General features: G+C 75.9%; 12 protein-coding genes and 1 pseudogene. 6 read left to right on the top strand and 7 right to left on the bottom strand.

Features of this window, described 5'->3' with window-relative positions; genetic code table 11:
• Positions 1-280 precede the first annotated feature (280 nt).
• The 6 genes and pseudogenes from SCA03_RS27195 (at position 281) to SCA03_RS27170 (ending at position 7,911) form a co-directional block, all read left to right on the top strand.
• Complete coding sequence (locus SCA03_RS27195; RefSeq protein ID WP_086817199.1) at positions 281-1,348, top strand: ADP-ribosylglycohydrolase family protein; 1,068 nt, start codon at positions 281-283, stop codon at positions 1,346-1,348.
• Entirely contained in the window at positions 1,345-2,598 is a 1,254-nt protein-coding gene (locus SCA03_RS27190) for an ADP-ribosylglycohydrolase family protein (protein ID WP_051846093.1), read from the top strand. The genes SCA03_RS27195 and SCA03_RS27190 overlap by 4 nt, the downstream gene beginning before the upstream one ends.
• The gene (locus SCA03_RS27185; protein WP_086817197.1) at positions 2,598-3,911 is read left to right on the top strand and encodes an ADP-ribosylglycohydrolase family protein; all 1,314 of its coding nucleotides are present in this window, start codon (positions 2,598-2,600) and stop codon (positions 3,909-3,911) included. Before SCA03_RS27190 ends, SCA03_RS27185 begins: the two co-directional genes overlap by 1 nt.
• Positions 3,908-5,623, top strand: a pseudogene (locus tag SCA03_RS36515) (ADP-ribosylglycohydrolase family protein); the annotation flags it as partial. The gene SCA03_RS27185 and the pseudogene SCA03_RS36515, both read left to right, overlap by 4 nt.
• A 228-nt stretch (positions 5,624-5,851) precedes the next feature.
• Positions 5,852-7,027: a CaiB/BaiF CoA transferase family protein gene (locus SCA03_RS27175; RefSeq protein ID WP_030887122.1), complete on the top strand. Its 1,176-nt coding sequence runs from the start codon at positions 5,852-5,854 to the stop codon at positions 7,025-7,027.
• 20 nt (positions 7,028-7,047) lie between these two features.
• Positions 7,048-7,911 carry an HpcH/HpaI aldolase/citrate lyase family protein gene (locus SCA03_RS27170; RefSeq protein WP_051856934.1) on the top strand — a complete coding sequence of 288 codons (864 nt, stop codon included), beginning with the start codon at positions 7,048-7,050 and terminating at the stop codon, positions 7,909-7,911.
• A gap of 107 nt (positions 7,912-8,018) precedes the next feature.
• On the opposite strand, the gene SCA03_RS27165 is transcribed toward SCA03_RS27170, so the two are convergent.
• From SCA03_RS27165 to SCA03_RS27135, 7 genes are all read right to left on the bottom strand, one after another.
• Positions 8,019-8,750 (bottom strand): VIT1/CCC1 transporter family protein, encoded by a 732-nt coding sequence (locus SCA03_RS27165; RefSeq protein WP_030887098.1) that lies wholly within the window; start codon positions 8,748-8,750, stop codon positions 8,019-8,021.
• A 205-nt stretch (positions 8,751-8,955) separates the two neighbouring features.
• Positions 8,956-9,459 carry a monovalent cation/H(+) antiporter subunit G gene (gene mnhG, locus SCA03_RS27160; RefSeq protein ID WP_086817195.1) on the bottom strand — a complete coding sequence of 168 codons (504 nt, stop codon included), beginning with the start codon at positions 9,457-9,459 and terminating at the stop codon, positions 8,956-8,958.
• The gene (locus tag SCA03_RS27155) at positions 9,456-9,824 is read right to left on the bottom strand and encodes an MrpF/PhaF family protein (protein WP_030887103.1); all 369 of its coding nucleotides are present in this window, start codon (positions 9,822-9,824) and stop codon (positions 9,456-9,458) included. The genes mnhG and SCA03_RS27155 overlap by 4 nt, the downstream gene beginning before the upstream one ends.
• Positions 9,815-10,399, bottom strand: coding sequence for a Na+/H+ antiporter subunit E (locus SCA03_RS27150; RefSeq protein WP_030887105.1), 585 nt, complete (start codon positions 10,397-10,399; stop codon positions 9,815-9,817). The genes SCA03_RS27155 and SCA03_RS27150 overlap by 10 nt, the downstream gene beginning before the upstream one ends.
• Entirely contained in the window at positions 10,396-12,237 is a 1,842-nt protein-coding gene (locus SCA03_RS27145; RefSeq protein WP_141275713.1) for a Na+/H+ antiporter subunit D, read from the bottom strand. Before SCA03_RS27145 ends, SCA03_RS27150 begins: the two co-directional genes overlap by 4 nt.
• Positions 12,238-12,409: 172 nt before the next feature.
• The gene (locus SCA03_RS27140) at positions 12,410-13,045 is read right to left on the bottom strand and encodes a Na(+)/H(+) antiporter subunit C (protein WP_030883725.1); all 636 of its coding nucleotides are present in this window, start codon (positions 13,043-13,045) and stop codon (positions 12,410-12,412) included.
• Positions 13,042-16,107 (bottom strand): Na+/H+ antiporter subunit A, encoded by a 3,066-nt coding sequence (locus SCA03_RS27135; protein WP_086815520.1) that lies wholly within the window; start codon positions 16,105-16,107, stop codon positions 13,042-13,044. Before SCA03_RS27135 ends, SCA03_RS27140 begins: the two co-directional genes overlap by 4 nt.
• Between the last annotated feature and the right edge of the window lie 154 nt (positions 16,108-16,261).

Genomic DNA, 16,261 nt, shown 5'->3' with positions numbered 1-16,261 from the left:
GGGCCGTGCGGTGCCCCGCCCCGCGGCGGGCCCCGCACGGCCCGAACCACACAGAGAGCGACCGCACATGAGCGTGAACCCAGCGGCCCCGCCGGCCTCCGCGCGGGACCGGGCCCGAGGACCGGACCGAGGACCGACCCGTGGACCGGACCGCCGCGTCCCCGACTCCCCCGCACCCGCCGATCCGCGTCCCCGGCCGGCCGTCCCCGCGCCTTCCGCCGCCTCTCCCTCTTCCGGCTGTCACGGGCGCCCGGGCACCGGCACACCGGGCGGCCCCGGCATGGCCGAAGTTCCCGGCGTGCCCGGCGTTCCTGGCGTTCCTGGCGCCCCCGGCGTTCCCGGTGTGCCCGCCGCGCTGGACCGGGCGCGCGGCGCGATGGTGGGGCTGGCCGTCGGTGACGCGCTGGGCGCGCCGGCGGAGAACATGAAGCCCTCGCAGATCAGGGAGCGCTGGGGCCGTATCGAGGGCTTCGTCTCCGACGATCCGGCCGGCACCGACGACACCGAGTACGCCATCTTCTCCGGCCTGTTGCTGGCCGAACACGGGGCCGCGCTCACCGTCGCACACGTGGAGGCCGCCTGGCACCGCTGGATCGCCGACCTCGGCGAAGGCTCCTTCCGCGGCGCCGGGTTCAGCGAGCGCGGCACCCTGGAGAACCTGCGCCGCGGACTGGCCGCGCCGATCTCCGCCCAGCACCGGCACGCCTGGAGCGACGGACTGGCCATGCGTGCCGCGCCGTTCGGGGTGTTCGCCGCCGGACGGCCGGCGGAGGCGGCCCGGCTGGTCGCCGTGGACGGCACCGTCAGCCACGAGGGCGAGGGCATCCACGGAGGGCGCGCCGTCGCCGCCGGGGTGGCGGCGGCGCTGGTCAGCGACGACCCGGAGAGCGTCGTGCAGGCGGCGCTGTCGGTCGTGCCGGCGAACTCCTGGACGTCCCGCTCGTTGCAGCGCGCCGTCTCCGCCGGGCGGCGGGCGCCGCTGCGGCCGGACGCGACCCGGCTGAGCGTGGAGCGGGCCGTGCGCTCCTCCGTCGTCGTCGGCGGCTACCCGTGGACGGACCTGGCGCCGGAGGCCGTGGGGCTGGCGTTCGGCGCGTTCACCGCGGCCCGCGGCCGGTTCGCCGACGCGGTGCTCACCGCCGTCAACATGGGCCGCGACGCCGACACCACGGCGGCCGTCGCCGGGGCGCTCGCCGGGGCGCTGCGCGGCGAGAGCGCCATCCCCGGCGAGTGGGCGGCGGCGGTCCGCCCCGTGCGCGGCACCTGCCTGCCCGCCGTGGCCGGCCGGCACGTACGGGAGATCGCCGACCGGCTCGCCGCGCACCACGAGCAGCAGGAGGCGTCATGAGCCGCGCCGGCACCGGGGCCTGCGCCCGGCCGGACGGGGACGGTGCGGGCCGCGACCGGATCGAGGGCATGCTGCTCGGGCTGGCCGCCGGGGACGCCGCCGGCTGGCCCTCGGGGCGGCACCGCGCGGCCCGGCTGCCGGACTGGACCCGGCGGCTGACCCGCGAACTGGACACCTTCGCCGAGCAGAACGCCACGACGACGCTGCCGGTGCCCATCGCGCTCAACCAGCCGCCCGAACCGCTGCGGCTGGGCCCGTCCGACGACGCGGAGTGGGCGGCGTTCACCGCGCACGCCGTGCTGTCGGCCGACGCCGTGCCGCACAGCGACCTCACCGCCGACCAGCGGGTCCGCTCGGCGCTGACGCTGGCCTGGAACGCGCTGGCCGACGAGGTCGCGGCGGCGGCCGAACGGGCCGAGGAGATCGAGTCGGCGCACATCCCACTGCGTGCCCGGATCTCGGTGCGGGCCGGGCTGGGCAATCTGGCCGCCGGACTGCGCCCGCCGGCCACCGGGCACGACAACCCGCACTACTTCGACGACGCCGCCTGCGTACGCGCCGCCGTCCTCGCCGTCGTCCACCCCGGGGACGCGCACGCAGCGGCCGGGCTCGCCGAGTTCGACGCCCGCTACACCCAGGACGACGACGGGGTGCACGGGGCCCGCGCGATGGCCGCCGCCGTCGCCACGGCGCTCGGCGGCGGGGAGACCGGCGCCTGTGTGCAGGCCGCGCTCGACCAGCTGCCGCAGGGCACCGAGATCCGGCGCAACGCGGTGCGCGCCGTGCAGCTGGCCCGGGCCGCGGTGGACGGCGGCGACGGGCGGCCCGGGCAGGCGTTCGCGCTGGTGCCCGTGCTGGAGCACGAGATCGTCGATCACGTCTACAGCTACGGCATCGCGGCGGCCGAGACCGTGCCGGTCGCGCTGGCCGTCGCGACCGCGTCGGCCGGTGTGCTCGGCGAGGCCGTGCCGTCGGCCGCCTGTCTGTCCCGGGTGGCGGACTCGGCCCCGGCGCTGACCGGGGCGCTGGTCGGTGCCGTCGGCGGCGCCGCCGTGCTGCCCGACTCCTGGCGCAGCAGCTGCCGCGTGCTGTCGGGCTGTGCGCTGCCCCGGTTCGCCGGCACCGACCTCGTGGAGACCGCGGCCCGCCTCGCCGCCCATCACCCGGCACCCCCGGCATCGCCGACTTCCCCGGCACCCCTGTCTTCGCCCACACCCCTCACGAACCCCGCGGAAGGATCCCGCCCCTGATGAGCACCTCACCCTCACCCGAGACGTCCGGCCCGTCGGGGACGCCCGACTCGTCCGGGACGACCGGACCGTCCGGGACCACCGGACCGTCCGGGACGCCCGGCCTGGACGACCGTACGGCGGGCGCGCTGGCCGGTGCCGCGGTCGGCGACGCGCTGGGCGGGCCCGTCGAGGGTCTGTCCCCGCAGGCCATCGTCGAGCGGCACGGCGGACGTGTGCGCGGCATCGTCGAGCCGTTCCACCGGGACGAGTGGCGCACGGCCCGGCCGATCGCGCCGTACCACAAGGGCGACGGGCACGTCACCGACGACACCCTGATGACGCACGCGCTGATCCGGGTCTACGAGAAGGTCCGCGACCATCTCGACGCCTACGCCGTGGCCGAGCACCTGGTGCCGGACCTCATGGGCACGGTGCGCTGGATACCCGAACTGGAGGCCGAGGCCCTGCCGTTGCAGCGGATCTTCCTCGCCGAGAAGTGGCTGGTGGCCAGGTTGCACTACGGCCACATCGACCCGCGCGAGGCGGGCAACGGCAACATCGTCAACTGCGGTGCGGCGATGTACATGGCGCCGGTCGGGCTCGTCAACGCCGGCAACCCGGACGGGGCGTACGCGGAGGCGCTGGACGTGGCCGGTGCCCACCAGTCCTCCTACGGCCGCGAGGCCGCCGGGGTGTTCGCGGCAGCGGTCGCCGCCGCGTGCCGCCCCGGCGCCACGCCCGGCTCGGTCGTCGAGGAGACGCTGCGGCTCGCCAAGGACGGGACGCGCGCCGCGATCGAGGCGGTGTGCGAAGTGGCCGCGCGCCACGACGACTTCGAGGACGCGCTCGGCCCGCTGCGGGAGGCGGTGATCCCCTTCGACACGGTCGGCCCGGACTACCGGCAGCCCTCGCTGGGCGCCCGCCGCCCCTCCCGGCTGCACTCCATCGAGGAGCTGCCCGTCGCGCTCGGCATGCTGCTGGTCGGCGGCGGCGACTTCCGGCACACGGTGCTCGGCTCCGTCAACTACGGCCGCGACTGCGACTCGATCGCGACGATGAGCGGCGCGCTCGTCGGCGCGCTGCACGGCGAGGCGGCGGTGCCCGCCGAGTGGCGCACGGAGGTCTCCCGCGCGAGCCGGCTGGACCTGCGCGCCCCGGCCGACGCGCTCGCCGCCGTCACCCGCGAGATCTTCGACCGGGACCGCGCCCGGCGCGACGCCCACGAACGGGCGTTCGCCGCACTGGCCGGAGCTCCACGCCGGCAGGAGCCGGCCGACGCCCGGCCGCACCCCGGCCGCACACCGGCCACCGGCCAGGAGGAGGCACGATGACGAACGGACCGGACAGCGCGGACGCCTCGGGCGGCGGCGTGACCGACCCCTGCGGCGAGGCGGGCGCGAACAGCACGCACGGCACGGACGGCCCGGACGGCCCGGACGGCCCGGACGGCCCCGACACCCCGGGCGAGGCGAACGGCACGGGTGGCGCGAACAGCGGAAGCCGCGCCGGCGAGGGGCACGGCCCGAACAGCACACACGACACGGGCAACATCCCTGGCACGGGCAACATCCCCGGCACGGGCAACGAACCCGGCACGGGCGGCGCGCACGGCGCAGGCACCGTCCCCGGCACGGCCGACGGGCCCGGCGGGGAGGACGCCAACGGGCCGGGCGGCGGCGGGGGTTCGGCGCGGGCGCTGCGGCTCACCTGGGCGCAGCCGGAGGATCTGCTCGGCCACGAGCTGCGCCAGGCCGCGCAGGACGGCCGGGACGCGGCCGGGATCGCCGCGCGCTGGCAGGCGGCGGGCGGGAGTGCGGCCCCGGAGCGCGCCGGGGCGTCCGCACGGCCGGCGGGCCCCGCGCTCCGGGCACTGGCCGGGCAGCTCATGGACGAACTGGCCGCGCTGGAGCCGCCGTCGGCGGCCTCCGAGCCCACGGACCTGGCGGCGATCCGCGCGGCCTGCCCCGACTGGCCGGCGCGGCCCGGGCCGTGCGCGCCCGGCCTCGGGGACCGGCTGCACGCCGCCTGGCTGGGCCGGGCGGCCGGCTGTCTGCTGGGCAAACCCGTCGAGAAACTGCCACTGGAGGGCATCAGGGCACTGGCCCGCTCCACCGGCAACTGGCCGCTGGACGACTGGTTCACCGAGCGGGGGCTCGACCCGGCGGTGGCGGCGGCCCACCCGTGGAACCGCCGCTCCCGCGCCACCTCGCTCGCCGAGAACATCGACGGCATGCCGGAGGACGACGACCTCAACTACCCGCTGCTGGGACTGCTGTTGCTGGAGCGGTACGGCCACGGCTTCGCCACCGTCGACGTCGCACAGCTGTGGCTCGACGAGCTGCCCGCCGGACGCACCTTCACCGCAGAGCGCGTCGCCTACCGCAATCTGCTGTCCGGCGTGGAGCCGCCGCACACCGCGTCGTACCGCAACCCGTTCCGGGAGTGGATCGGCGCCCGGATCCGCGCCGACGTCTTCGGCTGGACACACCCCGGCGACCCGGCGGCCGCCGCCGAGGCCGCCTGGCGGGACGCCGTCCTCACCCATACGGCGAACGGGGTGTACGACGCGATGTTCGTCGCGGCGGCGCTCTCGGTCGCCGCCGGAGGCGGCGGGCCGGCGGGGAGCGCCGGGGGCGGCGCGGACGGCGGCGAACGCGTGGACGCCTGTCTGGAGGCCGGGCTCTCCGTCGTCCCGCCCGCCTCCCGCTACGCGACGGCCGTGCGGACGGGCATCGCGGCGGCCCGGCAGGCGCCGGAGAGCGGCCCGGCCGGGTTCGCCTCCGTGGTGGACGGGCTGCACGCGGCCTACGGCGACCACCACTGGGTGCACTCCCTGCCGAACGCCGCCCTGCTGGCCGCCGCGCTCACCCACGCCCGCGGCGACTTCACCGGCTCCATCTGCCGTGCGGTCTCCGGCGGTTGGGACACCGACTCCAACGGGGCGACGGCCGGTTCGCTCGCGGGCCTGCTGGCCGGCGGCCCGCGGGCGCTGCCGGCCCGCTGGACCCGGCCGCTGCGCAACCGGCTCGCCACGAGCGTGGGCGGCATGGACGGCACGGGCTTCGACACCCTCGCGGCCCGCACCCTCGCCCTCGCCGTGCCCGCCGCCGGGCCGGAGGCCGCGCGGCCCGCGGCGGGGAAGCCCGATCCGGCACGCTCCGGGCCCGTCCGGCCCGAGGAGCCCCGGCAGCCCGGGACAGAGCCGGAAACAGGGACGGGGCCGGAGCCGGAGGCAGGGGCAGGGCCGCAGCCGACGGCGGCGCCCGGTGCGCTGGCCGGGCTGCGGGTGCTGGATCTGGCGACGCTGTTCGCCGGGCCGCTCGCCGCCACCCTGCTCGGGGACTACGGCGCCGACGTCGTCAAGGTCGAGCACCCGCGCAGGCCGGACCCGTCCCGCGGGCACGGCCCCAGCAAGGACGGCATCGGCCTGTGGTGGAAGCTGCTGGGCCGGAACAAGCGGAACATCACGCTCGATCTGTCCTCGTCCGGGGGCCGCGAGGTGCTGCTGCGGCTGGCGGCCGAGGCCGATGTGATCGTGGAGAACTTCCGCCCCGGCACACTGGAGAAGTGGGGCCTGGGCTGGGACGAACTGTCCGCGGCCAACCCGCGGTTGGTGCTCGCCCGCGTCACCGGCTTCGGCCAGCGCGGCCCGTACGCCAGGCGCCCCGGCTTCGGCACGCTCGCCGAGGCGATGAGCGGCTTCGCCGCCGTCACCGGTGAACCCGACGGGCCGCCCACGCTGCCGCCGTTCGGGCTGGCCGACTCGATCGCGGCGCTGACCACCGCGTACGCCGTCATGGCCGCGCTGGCCGGACGGGAGCGCACCGGGCGGGGCCAGGTCGTCGACATGGCGATCATCGAGCCCCTGCTGACGGTGCTGGGCCCCCAGCCGCTCTGGTACGACCAGCTCGGCTACGTCCAGCCGCGCACCGGCAACCGCTCCACGAACAACGCGCCCCGCAACACCTACCGCACGGCGGACGGCCGCTGGGTGGCGGTGTCCACCTCGGCGCAGTCCATAGCCGAGCGGGTGCTGCGCCTGGTGGGGCGGCCGGAGTTCCTCGACGAGCCGTGGTTCGCGACGGGCGCGGGCCGCGCACGGCACGCGGACGAGCTGGACGAGGCGGTGGGCGGCTGGATCGCCCGGCACGACCGCGACGAGGTGGTGCGCGCCTTCGAGGAGGCGCAGGCGGCGGTCGCCCCGGTCTACGACATCCGGGACGTGCTGGCCGATCCGCAGTACCGGGCGCTCGGCTCGATCACCCGCGTCGAGGACGCCGAACTGGGCACGCTGCGGATGCAGAACGTCCCCTTCCGGCTGTCCGCCACCCCCGGCGCGATCCGCTGGGCGGGCCGCCCGCACGGCGCCGACACCGATGCCGTGCTGAGCGGGTTGGGCCTGTCCCGGCGGGAGATCGCACGGCTGCGCGAGGAGGGAGCCTTGTGAACACGGCGGAGAGCGACACCGTGCGCGCCCCCGGCGCCGGGCGCCCCGCGCCCCCCGGCACCTTTCTGACCTGGCTGTACGTGCCGGGCGACCGGCCGTCCGTGGTGCACAAGGCACTGCGCTCCGGCGCCGATGTGGTCCTCGTCGATCTGGAGGACGCGGTGGCCCCCGGCCGCAAGGCGTACGCGCGGGAGGCGACCGCCGAACTCCTGGCCGACGGCCCGCCGGGGCCGGCGCCCGTGCATGTGCGGATCAACGCGCTGGACGGCCCCCTCGCCGAGGACGACGTCCGCGCCCTGGCGCACCTGCCGGGCCTGGCGGGGCTCCGGCTGCCGAAGGTCGGCGCCGCCGCCTGGCTGCACCGCGTCGCCGCCTGGGCGGGCCCGCGGGTGCCGCCCCTGTACGCGCTGCTGGAGTCCGCGCTGGGCGTGGAGCGTGCCTACGAGATCGCCACCGGCCATCCGGCGCTGCACGGACTCGCCCTCGGTGAGGCCGATCTGCGCGCGGATCTCGGCGTCACCTCCGGCTCCGGGCTGGCGTACGCGCGCAGCCGGGCGATCGTCGCGGCGCGCGCGGCCGGGCTCGCGCCGCCACCGCAGTCGGTGCACCCCGACGTCCGGGACACCGAGGGGCTGGCCCGCAGCTGCGCGGAGGGCCGCGCCGCCGGGTTCCTGGGCCGGACCGCCATCCATCCGCGGCAGCTTCCGGTGATCGAGGAGGCGTACCGGCCGACACAGGCGGAGATCGCGGCGGCCGAGGAGGTGGTGGCGGCGGCCGCCACCGACGCGGGTGCGCTGGCCCTGCCGGACGGCCGCTTCGTGGACGCCGCCGTCGTCGCCGCGGCCCGCCGCACCCTCGACCTGGCGCGGAGGCCCGGGAGTTGACGTCCGCCGGGGCGCGCGGTCGGATCCGGTGCGCGGGGGTGACGGGGACCTGACGTGGGGTGGCGCGGCGTGACGCGGCGTGACGTGGCGGGGCGGGCCCCGCCGCGTCAGCCGACGGCGACCCCGAACAGCGTCCCCAGCAGATAGGTGACGCCGGCGGCCGCCGCACCCAGCGCGAGCTGCCGCAGCCCGCTGAACCACCAGGGCCGCGCCGTGACCCGGGCGACGATCGCGCCGCAGGCGAACAGCCCCACCAGCGCGAGGAGCACGGCCGGCCACAGCTGCGTCATACCGAACAGATAGGGCAGCACCGGCAGCACGGCGCCCACGGAGAACGACAGGAACGAGGAGACGGCGGCCACCATCGGCGAGGGCAGCTCCGCCGGGTCGATGCCCAGCTCCTCCCTGGCGTGTATCTCCAGGGCCTGCTCGGGGTCGCGGTGCAGCTGCTTGGACACCTCCAGGGCGAGCGCGCGCTCCACGCCCCGCGACTCGTAGAGGGCGGCCAGCTCCTCGATCTCCTCGCGGGGGCTGCGCCGCAGCTCGCGCCGCTCCACCTCCAGCTCGGCGAGGACGAGTTCGCGCTGCGAGGCGACGGAGGTGTACTCGCCGGCAGCCATGGAGAAGGCGCCGGCGGCCAGCCCGGCGAGCCCGGCGATCACGATCGTCTGGGACGAGGCCGAGCTGCCCGCCACACCGGTCATCAGACCGAGGTTGGAGACCAGCCCGTCCATCGCGCCGAAGACGGCGGGGCGCAGCCAGCCGCCGTTGACGTCGCGGTGGGTGTGGTTGTCGCGGTGTGCGACATGGGACGGGTCCGAGACTCCGGCATCGGGCATGGCCGGCACGTCTCCCTTCGATCGGGGTTCCAACGCTCGAAGAGTAGGCACGAACAGGTGTCCCGTGCCAGCAAGGAAGGCCGTACTTACCCCGCTGACCAGCAGCTTTACCAAAACCGCCCACCCGGCCCGGCCCCGCACCGGCCCGCGCCCACGGCCCCCGCCACACCCCGCGGACCGTCCCCGCCACGCCGCCGGAACCCGGCTACCGCTCCGGCCCGCCGGAGCGTCCGTCCCCTTCCGCCGCGTCCCCGGTCCCGTTTCCCCCACCGGCCTCCTCGGGGGCCTCCCCGCGCTGCTCGGCCTCCTTCCGCTGCTGCTCGGCGCGGGCCTCGGCCAGGTCGTCGGCCACGAGTCCGTCCCGGTCCACACGTCCGGTGCGGTAGGCGGCGCGGCCCACCATGTGTGCGGCGACGGGCGTGGTGAGCAGCTGGAAGAGCCCGACGAGCAGCATCGTGCCGAGGTCGATGGGGCTGCGCAGCCACAGCCCGGCCCCGATGAGCACCAGCGTGAGGCCGAAGGACTGCGGCTTCGTGGCCGCGTGGATCCGGGTCGGGACGTCCGGCAGCCGGACGAGCCCGATCCCGGCGAGCAGACACAGCAGGGCACCGGCCAGCATGAAGACGGCGCCCGCCACGTCGGCCGCGTCCGTCCAGTGGGCCAGCGGCCCCGTGGCCAGGGCGTGCGCGGGGGCGAGGGGCCGCGTCATGCGAGCCGCCCGGGCCCGTCGCGGCGGCCGTCCCGCGGTGTGCCCACGTCCTCGACGGGGGCCGGCTCGCCGGTCTCCTCGCTGGAGTCGGCGTCCCCGGAGCCGGCCTCGTCCCGCAGCGCCATGAACCGTGCGACGCCGACCGAGCCGGTGAAGCCGAGGAAGGAGAGGACCAGCAGCACCGGCAGAGAGAAGGCGTTGCCCTGCACCGCGGTCTGCACACCGATGCCCGCCATCATCACCGAGACCAGCGCGTCCAGCGCGACCGCCCGGTCCAGCGTGGACGGCCCCCGCACCAGCCGGTAGGTGACCAGCAGCGCGGCGGCGACCAGCAGCGCGGCCAGCACGGTGGCGATCACAGCCACGGTCCGAACACCTCCTCGGCCGCCTCGGAGGCGGTGATCGCGTCCACGTCGGCCCGGGTGCCGAAGGCCCGTACGACCCGGCTCTCCAGCCGCAGCGTCTCCCGTCTGGCCCGCTCCCGCTCGGCCTCGGTCCCGGCGCCGAGCACATGCAGATAGAGCGTGCCGGACCGGCGGTGCACCTCCAGGACGGTGCTGCCGGGCACGGCGGAGACCGCCACCGCCGTCGCCGTCAGCATCAGATCGCCGGGGCAGCGCATCCGCACGCCGAGCACCGCGCACGGCGGCTTGCCGGGGCCGAGCAGATAGCGGTTGATCCGCCAGCTGGAGACGATCATGTCGAGCGTGAACCGCCCGACGAACCGGGCGAGTCCGAGCGGATGCCACCGCGCCTGCTTCTCGATCGGCGGCAGCGGAAAGACCATCACCACCAGCACGGCGACGATCACCCCGGTCACCGCGTTGACGGGGTTCGCGTTGCCCCACAGGAGCATCCACAACAGCGTCAGGCCGAGCACCATCGGCCACTGGGTGGCCCGCAGCCTGCTGGCCTCGGGCAGCCGCTGAGGTGCCGTCACCGCTGCATCACCGCCTCCACATAGGGGGTACGCGCGAGCAGTTCACCGGCCGCGCGCTGTGTGAGCCCGAACATCGGCCCGGCCAGCACCGTGAAGGCGAGGCCGAACACCACCAGCGCGACGGTCGAGCCGACCATGCTCACCGGCAGCGTCGTACTGGTGGTGATCTCCTGGCCGCCGAAGGTCGCCGTGGTCCTGCGCACGGCCGGCAGCACCGCGCGCCGCTTCCCCCTGCGCCCCCGCCGGCCCGGACCGCCCCCGCCGCCCGCCGGTCCGGGGCCCGCCGCCCGTCCCCAGGCCGCCGCCCCGCCCGCGTCGGGCGCGTCACCGGCCGGCTGCCGTGCGCCCTCCTCCGAGGGACGCCCCGGCCCGCCCGAAGTACCGTCGGCGCCCGCTCCGTTCTCGTCGCCGTCACCGTCGTCGCCCTCCTCGGGCGAGGCGCCCTCCGCGGTGTCCAGCACCGTGCCGACGACGCTCATCTCGGGCGTGGGCGCCCGCCAGAACGCCAGGTTCCACGCCTTGGCCAGCGCGTACAGCGTCAGCAGGCTGGTCAGCGTCGCCCCGGCCACCAGCACATAGGCGAGCGCCCCGCCGTCCGCGATACCGGCGCGCAGCAGACCGAGCTTGCCGAGGAAGCCGGACAGCGGCGGGATCCCGGCGAGGTTCATCGCCGGGACGAAGAAGGCCACGGCCAGCAGCGGCGCGAGGGACGTCAGCCCGCCGAGGCTCTGGAGGTCGGTCGTCCCGCTGCGCCGCTCGATCAGCCCGGCGACGAGGAACAGCGTGGTCTGCACGGTGATGTGGTGCGCCACGTAGTAGATGGCGCCCGAGACGCCCTGCGGCGTGGCGAGCGCGATCCCGAAGACCATGAAGCCGATATGGCTGACCAGCGTGAACGACAGCAGCCGCTTGAGGTCCGTCTGCGCGACGGCCCCCAGGATGCCGACCAGCAGCGACAGCAGCGCGACGACCATGAGCACGTCGGCGATGCGGTTCCCGGGGAAGAGCAGCGTCTGGGTGCGCAGCATCGCGTAGACGCCGACCTTGGTGAGCAGCCCGGCGAAGACGGCGGTGACGGGCGCGGGCGCCGTGGGATAGGAGTCCGGCAGCCAGGCGGCGAGCGGGAAGACGGCCGCCTTGATGCCGAACACCCCGAGGAGCACCACCTGGATGACGGCGCCGACGCCGTGCGGCAAGTCGTCGAGCCTGCCGGGGAGTTCGGCCATCGTGACGGTGCCGGTGGCCGCGTACACGACGCCGACGGCCGTCAGGAACAGCACGGAGGACAGCAGCGAGACCACCGCGTAGGTCGCACCGGCCCGGATACGGGCGAGGGTGCCGCCGATGGTCAGCAGCACATAGCTGGCCGTCAGCATGATCTCGAAGCCCACGTACAGGTTGAACAGATCGCCCGCCAGGAAGGTGTCCGAGACGCCCGCGACCAGCACCAGGTACGACGGGTGGAAGACCGACAGCGGGGTGGCCTCGTCGTTGTCGGCCATGCCCTGCCCGACGGAGTAGACGAGCACGCACAGCGTCACCGCGGAGGAGATCACCAGCATCAGCGCCGACAGCCGGTCGGCCACCAGTACGATGCCGACCGGCGGCGGCCAGCCCCCGGCGTCCATCACCTGCGGCCCGTGCCGGTCGGCCGTCACCAGCAGCACCAGCGAGACGACGAGCACCGCCAGCAGGACGGCCGCGCTGATGAACCGCTGCACCCGCTCCAGCCGCGCCCCGATCACCAGCTTCAGACCGGCGGCGCACAGCGGCAGGATCACCGGCAGCGGCACCAGCACCGCGGCGACCTCGGCGGCGCTCCCCCCACCGCCGCTCACCGCACCGCTCCGTCCCACGCACCCGCACACCCGCGGGCAGGGCCCGGACTCCCGCAGGCGCGGGGCGGACCCCAACTCCCGTAGGCGCGGCGCGTGTTCGGCGCCGTCCGGTGCGGTGGCCGAGGCAGTGGCCGGTGCAGTGGCCGGGGCCGTGCCGTCCGCCGGACGCCGCTCACCGGTCGGCGCCGAGAATCGTCTGCCACGGATCGTCCTCCCCTTCGCTCTCCTCCGCCGTCTCCTCGGCCCGCGCCTGCCGGGCACGGAAGGCGCGGGCCTCGGCCCGCACCCGGCGGCGCAGTTCGCGGTACTGGTCGCGGGCCTTGCCCAGCCGCTGGAAGGCGCTGTGCTCCTGCGCCTCGCGCTCCTCCTCCTCGTGCGCCAGGGCCCGGTACTCGTGGCGCCGGGCACGGTAGGTGGCACGCAGCCGCTCGCGTTCCTCCGCGTAGGCGGCACGGCGCACGATGCGGATGTCCTCGATGTCGTCGGGCACGTCGTCGCTCCCGGACAGCTGCCAGGACCGGTAGGCCATGGCCACCAGGAACGCGGTCAGCGCCAGCGTGATGACGATGGCCGTCAGGATGAACGCCTGCGGCAGCGGGTCGGCCATGTGTGCGCGCCGGGTCGTGCCGGGGTAGAGCAGCGCCGCGTCGCCCGCCGGCCCGGAGGTGGCCAGCACCAGGAGGTTGACGCCGTTGCCGACGAGGACGGCGCCGAGCAGGATCCGGGTCAGCGGACGGGCCAGCAGCATGGCCGTCCCGGAGGCGAACAGGACGCCCCCGCACACGATCAGCGCGACGGTGCCCGTCACGTCCCGGCCCTCCCGTCCGCCGCGCCCGGGGCCGTGCCCTCCTGGACGCCCTGCCGCCGGCGGCGCGCCTTCTTGGCCCGCTCGCGCTCCATCCGGCGGTCGATCTCGGAGCCGAGGCTGCGCAGCACGTCCAGGACGACCCCCAGCACCAGCAGGTAGATCCCGGTGTCGAACAGCACCGGGCTGGCGGCGTGGAACTCGCCCACCACCGGCAGCTCGGCGTGGAACGTCCCTCCGTCCAGGACGCTGCCGCCGAGGAACAGCCCGGCCAGCCCGGTGCAGGTGACGATCAGCAGCCCGAGCCCCAGCAGGAATCCGGCGTCGACGGGCGCCGCCGCGGCCAGCTCCAGCCGCCCGCCCGCCAGATAGCGCACGGCCAGCGCCAGCCCGGCGACGAGCCCCGCGGTGAAGCCGCCGCCGGGCAGGTTCTCGGCGCAGAAGAGCAGATAGAGGGAGAGCACCAGGAACGGGTGGAACACCAGCCGCGCCATGACCTCGAACATCACCGAGCGCCCCTCGGGCGCCATGGTGGCGCTGGCCGCGAGCCAGGTCCGGCGCGGTGCGACCGGGGAGCGGCGCGGCGGCGCCGCCTCGGGGTGGGCCGGCAGCTTCCAGGCGTCGCGCCGGCCCGCGGGCGGCTGCTGCCAGCTGTCCCGCCCGGTCGCGGGGGCCGTCCCGTCCTCGGCCCGGCCCTCGCCGCCGGTCGCGCCGGGCAGCGGCGTGGTGACCGGCATCCGTGCCCGGCGGCGCAGATAGACGAGGCTGGTGACGCCGACGGCCGCCACGGCGAGCACCGAGGACTCGCCCATCGTGTCCCAGGCGCGCAGATCGACGAGGGTGGTGGCGACGACGTTCTTCAGCCCCTCGTGGTCGGTCGTCTCCGTCAGCCGCGGCCCGGCGGGCGGCGCGGTGCGGGCGGCGAGCGCGAGATGGACGAGCCCGGCCACGAGCGCTCCGGCCGCCACGGAGATGACCAGGTGCAGCACCCGCCGGGCCCGCCACAGCCGTACCTCGTCGGGGAAGCAGGCCGGCAGCCGGCGCAGCACGAGCACGAAGACGATCAGTGAGACGGTCTCCACGGAGAACTGCGTCAGCGCCAGGTCGGGCGCCCCGTGCAGCACGTAGAGGACGCCCGCCCCGTAGCCGGTCACCCCGGCGAGCACCGCGGCCTTCATCCGCTGCCGCGCCAGGACGCACAGCACGGCGACCGCGCACACGCCGAGGACGACGACGAGCTGCGGCACCGAGTCGTACCAGCGGGGCGGGCCCAGCCGCGTCCAGGGCTGTTCGGTCACCAGCTCGATGCCTTCGAAGGCGAGCAGGACGACCAGCGCCGTGCCCAGGTACACGGGCAGCGAGCCCCGCTGCACGCTCCCGGTGACCTGGAGGGACAGCCGTTCCAGCCCCCACAGCGCGCGGGCGAACACCTGGTCGCCGTCGACCTGCGAGAGCTTCTCCCCCAGCGCGCCCAGCATCCGCCCGGCCGCGAAGACGGCGCAGCCCAAGAGCCAGGACAGCACCGAGAGCCCCAGCGCCGCACCGAAGCCGTGCCACAGCGCCAGGTGGTACGGGTGCCGGGTGCCCGGGACGGCCGGGAGGGTGTCGGCGTAGCCGGCGGCGAGCGGGTCGAGCCAGGAGGCGCCGGGCCCCAGCACCAGCCCGGCCAGCGCACAGCAGGCCGCGGGCAGGAAGACGGCGGGTCCGGCACGCAGCCGCGGGGGCAGCGGCACCGGCTTCCACGGCGGCGTGCCCTCCTTGCGGCCGAAGGCGCCCCACAGGAACCGCAGCGTGTAGGCGGTGGTGAGCGCGGATCCGGCGACGACGGCGGCGAGGCTCCACAGCTCGGCCGGCCGGCCCGCGGCGAGCGCGAAGACGGCGGCCTCCTTGGCGGCGAATCCGAGCAGCGGCGGCAGCCCGGCCATGGACAGCCCGGCCGCGACGGCCACGGCGCACACCCACGGCAGCGCGCGCCCGAGCCCGGAGAGCCGGTCCAGCTCACGGGTGCCGGTGAGCTTGTCGATGATGCCGACGACGAGGAAGAGCGGCGCCTTGAACAGCGCGTGCGCCAGGATCATCGCGGTGCCGGCGACGGCGGCGTCCCGGGTGCCGTCGCCGACGAGGAGGACGAGGAAGCCGAGCTGGCTGACCGTCCCGAAGGCCAGCAGCAGCTTCAGATCCGTCTCGCGCAGCGCACGCCAGCCGCCGAGCAGCATGGTGGCGGCCCCCAGCACCAGCACCAGGCCCCGCCAGGGCACCTCGTCGGCGAACCCGGGCGCGAGCCGCGCGACGAGATAGACACCGGCCTTGACCATGGCCGCCGCGTGCAGATACGCGGAGACGGGCGTGGGCGCGGCCATGGCGCCCGGCAGCCAGAAACTGAACGGCCACACCGCGGACTTCGACAGCGCGCCGACGAGCACCAGCACCAGGGCCGCCGAGACCAGCGGCCCGGAGGCGGGCGGGTCGGCGACGATGCGGGAGAGCCGGTAGCTGCCCGCCGCGTGCCCGAGCATGAGGAAGCCGACGAGCATCACCAGCCCGCCGAGCGTCGTCACGAGCAGCGCCTGGAGCGCGGCACGCCGGTTGGTGCGGCGCTCGGAGTTGTGGCCGACGAGCAGGAAGGAGAAGACGGTCGTCAGCTCCCACAGCACGTACAGGGTGATGAGCCCGTCGGCGAGGACGAGGCCGAGCATGGCACCGGCGAAGGCGGTCAGGGTTCCGGCGAAGGCGCCGAGCCGCGGCTCGTCCCGGCGGAAGTAGCCGGCGCAGTAGACCATCACGAGGGCGCCGATGCCGCCGGCGATCAGCACCATGAGCAGGGAGAGTTCGTCGCAGCGCAGCGCGATCCGGACGCCGAGCGCCGGGATCCAGTCCCACTGCTCGACGGGCACCCCGGACCCGCCGGCCCCGGCTGCCGCCACGTCCCCGTACCGCGTCGCCGCCCACAGCGCGGCCGCCCCGGGCGGAAGCGCCAGCACGAGGAACGCGCGTGTGCCGAGCCACCGCACCAGCGGCCCGGCACAGCACGCGGCCACGAAGTGGACGAGGATCAACCACAGCACGCACCGAGAATTGCATACATAACTGAGCAATTCGGGCAGGCATCACCTCATCCGGCCCCCACACGACGCGGTGCCACAGCGCAGCGCAGCGCTGTGGCACCGAGGGTCCGCACGAGCCGGGGAACGCACCGGCCGCACGGCCGCACGCCCCGGG

The organism is Streptomyces cacaoi (genome assembly GCF_006539165.1).
GTDB lineage: Bacteria > Actinomycetota > Actinomycetes > Streptomycetales > Streptomycetaceae > Streptomyces > Streptomyces cacaoi.
The sequence above is the reverse complement of the archived record's forward strand: the minus strand, read 5'-3'. Positions and strand labels throughout refer to the sequence as shown.